Source organism: Acinetobacter sp. ANC 4862 (assembly GCF_004336635.1).
Lineage (GTDB): Bacteria > Pseudomonadota > Gammaproteobacteria > Pseudomonadales > Moraxellaceae > Acinetobacter.
In genome coordinates this window covers 1-8,423 of record NZ_SJXH01000060.1, presented here as the reverse complement: position 1 = coordinate 8,423, position 8,423 = coordinate 1, and the positions used below count along the sequence as shown (strand labels likewise).

Sequence of the window (8,423 nt, the reverse complement as noted above, 5' to 3'; positions counted from 1 at the left end):
GCTAATGCAGCTGGGCCTTGAGCTTTGTATTTCTGCAGTAAGCGTCTGATCTGACGTTCTGAAATATGAAGTAGCTGAGCAGCCTGGGATTGAGTTATGCGTTGATCGCAGATTTCCTGCAAGACCGACAATCGTTTAAGTTCTTTATCCGACATAGACACCAACATATCAAACCGTCCGCTTCAATAATCGCAAAAGTGCATATTCTAAAAGCGGACATTTTTACTTTGGAGAAACCGGACATTTCTATTTTGGGCTTACAGTTGTTATTCGAATAAGAGATTTTATGTCAAATAAAAGCCTTATAGTCTCTCCCAAAACTATAAGGCTAGCGGCTGTAAGTTTCCTCTTTAATCACTTACATTCCTGTGTAAGCTCGCGTCTTTCGACTTTATTATTGTGATATTACGATTATTGCCCACTTTCCTTCCGGGGTTGTTTGTATGAAAAATAATCTCAAAAATAGGGGGAAGATGATATACGGCAATAGTCTAGTATATATAAATATTTACTTAGAATAACAACCTCTTAATTTTATCAAAAGGGATATAAATAATAGGTTTTATATAACAAAGCCTATTAATCCTAGAATACTGGCCGTGCTGTCTAACTTTTTGGGGGCAGATCATCCTGTTGGGCTTTTTCATGTTTGGCTGTTAGGTAGGTCTGCTGCTCTACTTCACACTCCTAGTGCTAGAACTTATCATTATTGTTTTCTGTTCTGGAACTTCCTGTTCCGGTATTGAGTTCATAATAAGCAAAAAACTGCTCATCACCTATCTGCAAGATCCCTAAATTACTGTACGCCAGGGCATATATGTGATGACTTCTTGTCTCTAAAAAATAGATATTGATTAGGTTCATGGCCGTTATAGAAAAGATTTATCTCAACCTTGCGTAAGCCCCCACCGAGGTGGAAGTATGTCAAAAATAACTTTAATTGTGATGTATAATTTAAATTAATTAAAAAGTGTGACAAAAGTTACATTTCATAAAAAGACTGATAAAATATAGGCTTATAATTTTATGAAATATTATTAGCTCAATAATTATATTCTCTTTTAAATAAAAAAATTATTATTTTTGACATGAAAAGTATATTAATTTAACTAACTAACCAATTATTTTATTTAAAAATAAATTTTTTATATAATAATTTATTACATTTTTAAAATGATAAATTAAAAACTATTTTTAATTTAAAAACAATAATATAGGTTTTTAAAAAAATAAAAAATACATAAATTTTAACAAAAACCCCCATTTATTTGTTTTGTATGGAATAATATTTTTTATAAAAATAAATCTTATTAAATAACAAATAACAGGGCTTTAAAATATTATTAGATCAAATGACGGTAAAGATTATGAAAATATCAGTGCTTAATGTCGGTTTATGTTGTGTATGTTTCCTGAGTAACACTCATGCAACATCTGATGAGTGGAGTCAGCGTTGGAAAGCATCAAGTACTCGTTCCAATGAGAATTTAGTCCAAGCAAATCTGATTGAGCTCATGGATTCAGATTATTATTCTGGGCTAGGAAAGACCACAATAAATAGCACATCGACAAGTTCTATAGGTACTGTTAATTCAGCCACGAGCAATGTGAATATAAATGGTTCAAGCAACGGTGTAGACATTTCGAATGATACTGCCAATGATGGGTCTGTAAATTCAAATACCACTCAAAATAATCAGCAATGCCCTAACTTAAGCACTCAACCAGGGGGGGCATCATTATGCTGAATTTACCTAGGTTCAAGAGAAGACAAATATCTTCTGTGAGTATTACACTCTTTTTTGGCTATTTTCTGACAGGATGTACGGGCATGGCACTTTCCAACAAGGAGCCTGCTAGCTTGGTGCAAGGACCACCGATTACCGATATTTTTACGCCTTTTGATATGGCTTTATCTTGCCTGAAAGGACAACTGCGGAATGATGTCAGTTTCTCTGTTGGAGCGGTTCTAGACCAAACAGGAAAAGATGTTATGACCAATGGTGGTAGTGGCAAAATGGTGACGCAAGGTGCTGGAGATATGGTGCAATCTGCGTTATTTCAGGCTGGTGTCAGCTTATTAAACCGACGTGATCCTCGGATTATAGAAAGTGAAGCCAAGTGGGGAATTCGTGATCCAAGGCAAATCCAGGCTTCTGATTATTATGTGACAGGCAGTATTAACAGTTTGGATTTTATTCCTGGTGGCGGTTTGGACATGCAGATTGGCGGGGTTGGCCCCAATTACAGCCAAACCCGGATCATGGTGGGTTTGGATTTATCTCTGACCGATACACGCAACAGTAAAGTCGTTGCTAATGTTTCACTGCAGAAGCAAATTGCCGCACAGGATTACGGCATAAGTGCAGGCAGGTTTGCTGGCCATACTTTATTGAACATTCAGGTCGGTAAAGGAGAGAGGGAGGCAACAAACTTTGCCTTACGCCAAATGTTGAATCTGGCAACCTTTGAATTGCTCAGTCAGGTCATTCCACCCGCAACATTTGAAAGCTGCCGTGCTGAAATACCGCCTGAATTTGGCCAATTAAGTTTAACGCGAAGTTCGGTTGCCCTGTATAAATTTAAGGAAAGCCAGAAACAAAATACCGCAGGTTCCAGCAGATCTCTGTTGGAGGAATCGTCCTCGCATAACACGAGTTCACCTGATGAGAAGAATAAATCGACCAACTCACCAAGCAAGGATACCAAGTCGCCTAAGAATAAAGAATCTGAGGTAATTAAAAATCCTGAAGAAGAGCCTGAAATGAGCAAACAGGACCTGATTAAATACATCAGCATGAAAAAGCGCTCATCTTCTTTGGGCAAGATGAATGAAGAAAAAGAGAATAACCAAAAAGAAGAAGAGAAAACTCTGAAGCTGTGGGATGTCAACCCAGGTGTTATAGAAAATTACTGGTCAAGCACTCAGCGTGATTAAAAAATATATAAAAAATGAGCTCGCTCTCATTATAAAAAGAAGTGCTTAGCGAGAAGTACTTCAAGACTAGAAAGGAAAATAACTATGAAAAAGACTATCAAAACAATCGCCTTATCTGCTGCCTTCCTGTCTAGTGCAGCCATGGCAAATCCACAAGGCAACCATATCACTGTAAATACAGGTTTAGACGCTACTTTGGCGGCTGTATCTCAACATGCTAAAAATGGTACTGCGCTTAACCTTGCCATTAACACCGCTACTGTTGATGCAACAGTCAACGTAGACGGGTGGTCTAATTCACTGAATAATGTGGGAGACAAACTCGCAGTAGAAACTTCAGCAATTGGTGCAGTAAACACCGGTAGCATTAACTTGCAACAAGGCAATCTGACTGCTGTGAATACGGGTACAGTAGAGACAACTTTTGATGCTGAAAAAAGTGCAGAGCGTTCTTTAGAACAATGGCATTCTGAGGGTTCATCAGCGTTTGAAAGTTCTATCAGTGCCAGCCTGAATACCGACACTTATGACCAATTCTCTGAAACCTTGAGTAATTACACTGCAGCGAATTTAGCCTTTAATTCAGCAGCTATTGATGCATCTGTAAATCTAAGAGGATTCGAGAATCATATTGATGGCATCAAAACTTCAGCAATCGGTGCTGTGAACACCGGTAGCATTACAGTGACTGTAAAGTAAATCCACCTCTCAATATGATCCAGGGTCTAACTATTTTCGGATAGTTAGACCTTTTGTATTTTTAAATAAGCTTACATTTTAATGCAACTGTTTTTATTTACTGATGTTACGCAGTAAATGGGCTGCCAACTTAGACCAGACATTTTTATTGGTGAGAATACAGACACTTTAAATGGTTTCTAACAGGCCCTATTCATGGGCCTTTTGAGTATCTGTTTAACATAAGTCTCTTATGCGAAATCCAATTGTTAGAACCCAAGTAGAACTGTCCTAGATAAATAAATGAGCTAATTAATCAATATATTCGGCTCATTATTTGAGCCGAATATATGCTATATTCAACTCATCTTAGATGTTTAGAGAAAGATTGAAAATGCAGGAATGGATTTGGAAAGCACAAAACTGGACAAATTTCACATGGCAAGATTCAATTATCTTACCTAAAACCAGACAGATACATCAAAAAATAGGGATTCTTCTTGGACAAAGTCAGCATGATTTAGCAAAAGAACAATTCACTCTAGATACTCTACTTGCCAATCTTGTTGCTTCATCAGCAATTGAAAATGAAACCATCAATGTTTTTTCATTGCGATCATCTCTAGCTCAACGCTTGGGTGTCACTCTTGAACAGCCTTATCCGAGCTCAGATCGATCAGAAGGTTTAGCCAATATCATGCTAGATGCGCTTAACGACGTTAAGCAACCACTGACCGTTGAGCGTCTCATGCAATGGCATCGTTGGCTTTTCAATGATCCAGACTGGACAATGCAACGTTTACGGATTGGTAAACTTCGGGGATCAGAGCCTATGCAGGTCGTTTCAGGTCGATTGGATTATCCTAAAGTACATTTTGAAGCACCTCCAAGAGCAGGCTTAGAAGATCGCTTAAATGCCTTCATAGAGTGGTTTAATCAGAGTCTGAATGATTCATTGCTTGATCCTCTGTTACGTGCAGGAATTACCCATTTATGGTTTGTTACTCTGCATCCTTTTGATGATGGTAATGGCCGTATTACACGTACACTTACAGACCTTGCTCTAGCTCAAATGGATGAAAAGAGCATCCGTTTGTATGCAATGTCTACTGCGATATTAAACAAACGTAAAAGTTACTATGAGGTATTAGAACAAACCCAAAAAAATGATTCTGATATCACAGATTGGCTGATTTGGTTTCTAGACACATTGAATGATAGCCTTGAAAAAACTTTAGCGCAGATCAGTCGAACATTGTTTAAAAGTCAGTTTTGGCATAAATATTCAAATTTGGCCCTGAGTGAAGAACAACGCAAAGTCCTAAATCGTTTATTAGACGGTGGAGAAAATGGCTTTGAACATGGTATTAGTGCTTCACAATATCAAAAGGTTGCTAAAATCAGTAAGGCAACAGCTACTCGCCATTTATCAGACTTACTTGATAAAGAATGTATCGTCAAATTGGAAGGTGGTGGACGTAATACACGCTATCAGATCAATACTCAGTTATAGATATTCTAAGCAATAAAAAACCCCAACATCCTGTCGGGGTTTTTTATTATCTTTTCGCGTACCGTTGTTACCCTCTGGTCCTTGTGCAATAACTTATAATTTTTGTTTTATGTTATGGAACTTCCTGTTCCTGATGAGTTCATCATAGGAAAGTTTCAGTATTCCTGATAGCAGCAAAGTACCGGAATTGACGTAAGTAAATGCTTACAAAGATGATTAAAAACTGTCCCAGGTTTATCCGCAGAAATTGGGGATAATTTCATATCCTGGAACCTTGATAACCGGGCAAAAAGGCCAAAATTGAGCGTTTTTTGCCCGATTTTATTGGCTAAAGATTACAGATTCGTTCAAAAAAAAGCCGACTTGTTTCCAAGTCGGCTTTTTGGGTTTGCGTCCCCGATTTTTTATAGCATAACTTTTTGAAATATAACAGTATTTATTTTGCATTTCGTATAAGCGCCATTATGTTAAATGGGGGGTTATTTAGTGGAAAAATCTACTTTTTAAAATTGTAAATAAGAGATTTTATGTTAAATATCATCTCAGGGTTGATCCTAGACAGTATCCTAGAAAAACGATCGGTAATACCCCATTATTAACTGAGGTTAAAAGTAAAAAAATTATAAGCCTTTATTATTGTTTAATTTTTTTAGCACTACCATCCATGCTTCTTTAGCGATTTGATTCATACCATTAAAGGCCATCTTCGCTTATGAAACGCATTCAACATAGCAATTAAAGGACTCATAGGGATCGCTAGATTAAAACGATCTCTATGAGTCAAATATTTACTCTGCTACTAATACCTTATAGCGTCCTGTTTCTTCGTCTTTACTTACGTTAAGAGTAAAAGCATTAATGCCTGTAGCACTACCAGTACTTTGCCCCATTACGAATGATTTGTTGTGCGATACACCTGTTTGGCTTTTTACTTGTAATGTCGCAACTCGACCATCCGCACGAGAGTAATTTGCTAAACCTACTCTATACGCACCGGTTTGAAGTTTTGTTGCATCACATGATGCAAAGTAATGTTCAGGTCCATTAGCATAAGTATTATCAATATCCAAATAACCTGATCCACCAATAGGGTTGGAGAACATTACTTTATTGCCAGATGGCTCAACCACATGTAGGTCTACATCTCCTAATCCATCCCAGGTGAGCATGACATTAAAAAAACCAGTTTCAGTGATTTTTGAAGGTGCTTTAAGCGTATTAAAAAGATTGTTTACTTCTGAGTCTAAGGCTGAATATATAGGAAAGTTGTGATTAGTGTAGGTTTCTAAAAACCCATGCCCAAAGGCATCACGTCCAAAATTATTCCCAAATGGTTTATAAACAGGAATGCTATGAGTATTGGATGGAACACTACCAGATAGACGCAAACCATTAATAACTAAATCTTGATCAGCTAAAATATGATTTCCATTTAATTTAATAGAAGCAGGCGCTACATGGATTACACCAACTGCGGAGGAATCAGTCTTTGAAATGGAATATTGATACGCCTTATTAACAAACAAGTTCCCTTGAGAGTGCGCAATCATTATAACTTTATTACCTTCTAGAAGGCTTTGTTGCAAGTCACGCTCATGCTTTAAATATGTTTCTCGTTCTGCAATTGGTGCAGTCAACTTTAATGCTGCAACAATACTATCAACAACCTCTCTTTGAATTAAATCAAAAGCAAATCTAGGTACTGTCGCTATTACGGTTAGAGCGTCGTTAATATGACCAAGCCAAGTTTTTCCGTTATTGTTTTGGAACTGTTGCTTTATTATTTCAGTATATAATTCCCAACGATCACCTATGGTTTCTTCTGAGAATCGTTGATAAAAAGTTTCCACAAAATCAGAGAGGAATTGACTTTTGTTGTACATTACTTGGTATTTGATGTTTTCACCTGATGGTGATTGGTCACTATAGCGTTCTTCTATTTCATTAAGATTCTTACGAGCTGTTTTCTCATCCGTAAGAACACCATTGAAATAGGCTATAGTTATATCAGACTTGTTGCACAAATCATTTACATCGTCTGTAGCATTAGTGATGCTAGATGCAACCATTAAAAGAGAAATGGCACTCAAATGAATTTTCTTATTCATCGCAGTAATCTCTTTGTGGTATCGTGAACACAAAGCCATCTAAAGCATCACTATATTTGTAATAAGCCTGTAGGCGTTTTTTGGTATTTGTAGTCATATTTCCTATTTCATCAATTACATCGGATGCGTCTATATTCGGGTTATTTTTGAATGTTTTATAAACACAAGTCGTTGCTCTATCAGCTTCATAAGATGATGCTTGTAATTCAACTTCATTCTCTAAATTAACAGCCATTTTTTGCTGACTATTCCTTGCAAATTGTTGAACCGCTTTTTTTTCAAGTTCATCTTTATATTTTTGTTCAATATGAGCGTCAATATCATCACGGATGCCATTTTGGTCCTTATCAATCCCTAAAATTGAATCTGTTCTTTCAAGTTTTGGTAATTTCCCTTCATCCTCTAATTTCTGAAAGACTTGCTCTTTTGTCGTTATTTTTTCATTTTGTGGTGCTGAGGAATCATTTTCTCCACCGCAGGCACTTAAAGCTATTAAGCAAAAAGATCCTAATAAAATAGACTTAAACATTATTACCCCTGTTGTTACTCGTATATTTTTCATAAAATTCATACAAGCTTGCTCTAGTATAAATATTGATTTTCTGGATATTTATCAATTTTGATTTTACTTGTATGTTAATTCAGTATGAATGGCAAAAATTTAAAAAAATCAAAAGCTCTCAGTATAATTAGAGTTTATATGAACACCAGTTTATTCGCTATCACGTTACACTGACTGATAAAGGCAAGAGTTTAATCTTTATTAAAAAAGAGAAAAGATGCTCATAGAGTAGCTTTCATATAACTTCCGCAAGATTATTTAAATACATTCTAGAAATGAAAATGACTGGTAGACCATGGACAAGAATAGGGGGCAGTTTATCCAATAATTTGCAATTTAATGACATTGATAAATATTATCTAAATTTAAGATTTTCTAAAATTAACATAATACACCTTATACGAAATGCCTATGTTAGAACCCATTTAAAGTGTCTATATTCTCACCAATAAAAATGTCTAGTTTATGATGGTTTTTATCACCATGGACTGGATATAAAATATAGATGCTGATCACTATGTCTGACAAAGAAATTCAACGTCTTGCAGTTCTGCAAGACGTTCGAGATCATCGTATTACCCAAGTCCGTGCTGCTGAAATCCTGAATCTTTCTACCCGTCAAAT

The 8,423-nt window shown here is 36.3% G+C and carries 7 protein-coding genes; 4 read left to right on the top strand and 3 right to left on the bottom strand.

Annotation, left to right across the window (positions count from 1 at the left end; translation table 11 throughout):
• Positions 1-155, bottom strand: a 155-nt coding sequence (locus E0409_RS16050) for a helix-turn-helix domain-containing protein (protein ID WP_131292508.1), incomplete at its 3' end; no start/stop codon positions are given.
• Positions 156-1,367: 1,212 nt separating this feature from the next.
• On the opposite strand from E0409_RS16050, the gene E0409_RS16865 reads away from it, so the two are divergent.
• From E0409_RS16865 to E0409_RS16025, 4 genes are all read left to right on the top strand, one after another.
• Positions 1,368-1,748 (top strand): hypothetical protein, encoded by a 381-nt coding sequence (locus E0409_RS16865; RefSeq protein WP_131292501.1) that lies wholly within the window; start codon positions 1,368-1,370, stop codon positions 1,746-1,748.
• The gene (locus E0409_RS16035; protein ID WP_131292498.1) at positions 1,742-2,938 is read left to right on the top strand and encodes a CsgG/HfaB family protein; all 1,197 of its coding nucleotides are present in this window, start codon (positions 1,742-1,744) and stop codon (positions 2,936-2,938) included. The genes E0409_RS16865 and E0409_RS16035 overlap by 7 nt, the downstream gene beginning before the upstream one ends.
• An 84-nt stretch (positions 2,939-3,022) precedes the next feature.
• The gene (locus E0409_RS16030) at positions 3,023-3,637 is read left to right on the top strand and encodes a hypothetical protein (RefSeq protein ID WP_131292495.1); all 615 of its coding nucleotides are present in this window, start codon (positions 3,023-3,025) and stop codon (positions 3,635-3,637) included.
• A 373-nt stretch (positions 3,638-4,010) separates the two neighbouring features.
• Positions 4,011-5,129: a Fic family protein gene (locus E0409_RS16025; RefSeq protein WP_131292492.1), complete on the top strand. Its 1,119-nt coding sequence runs from the start codon at positions 4,011-4,013 to the stop codon at positions 5,127-5,129.
• A 788-nt stretch (positions 5,130-5,917) separates the two neighbouring features.
• On the opposite strand, the gene E0409_RS16020 is transcribed toward E0409_RS16025, so the two are convergent.
• A complete protein-coding gene (locus E0409_RS16020; protein ID WP_131292489.1) occupies positions 5,918-7,237 on the bottom strand; it encodes a DUF2135 domain-containing protein in 1,320 nt (439 codons plus the stop codon).
• Positions 7,230-7,808, bottom strand: coding sequence for a hypothetical protein (locus tag E0409_RS16015; protein ID WP_228722218.1), 579 nt, complete (start codon positions 7,806-7,808; stop codon positions 7,230-7,232). The genes E0409_RS16020 and E0409_RS16015 overlap by 8 nt, the downstream gene beginning before the upstream one ends.
• Between the last annotated feature and the right edge of the window lie 615 nt (positions 7,809-8,423).

What these genes read in the sequence shown, in the direction of transcription:
- E0409_RS16865 (WP_131292501.1), top strand. Translation starts at nt 1,368, where the DNA reads ATGAAAATATCAGTGCTTAATGTCGGTTTATGTTGTGTATGTTTCCTG.
- E0409_RS16025 (WP_131292492.1), top strand. Translation starts at nt 4,011, where the DNA reads ATGCAGGAATGGATTTGGAAAGCACAAAACTGGACAAATTTCACATGG.
- E0409_RS16030 (WP_131292495.1), top strand. Translation starts at nt 3,023, where the DNA reads ATGAAAAAGACTATCAAAACAATCGCCTTATCTGCTGCCTTCCTGTCT.
- E0409_RS16035 (WP_131292498.1), top strand. Translation starts at nt 1,742, where the DNA reads ATGCTGAATTTACCTAGGTTCAAGAGAAGACAAATATCTTCTGTGAGT.
- E0409_RS16015 (WP_228722218.1), bottom strand. Translation starts at nt 7,808, where the DNA reads ATGAATTTTATGAAAAATATACGAGTAACAACAGGGGTAATAATGTTT.
- E0409_RS16020 (WP_131292489.1), bottom strand. Translation starts at nt 7,237, where the DNA reads ATGAATAAGAAAATTCATTTGAGTGCCATTTCTCTTTTAATGGTTGCA.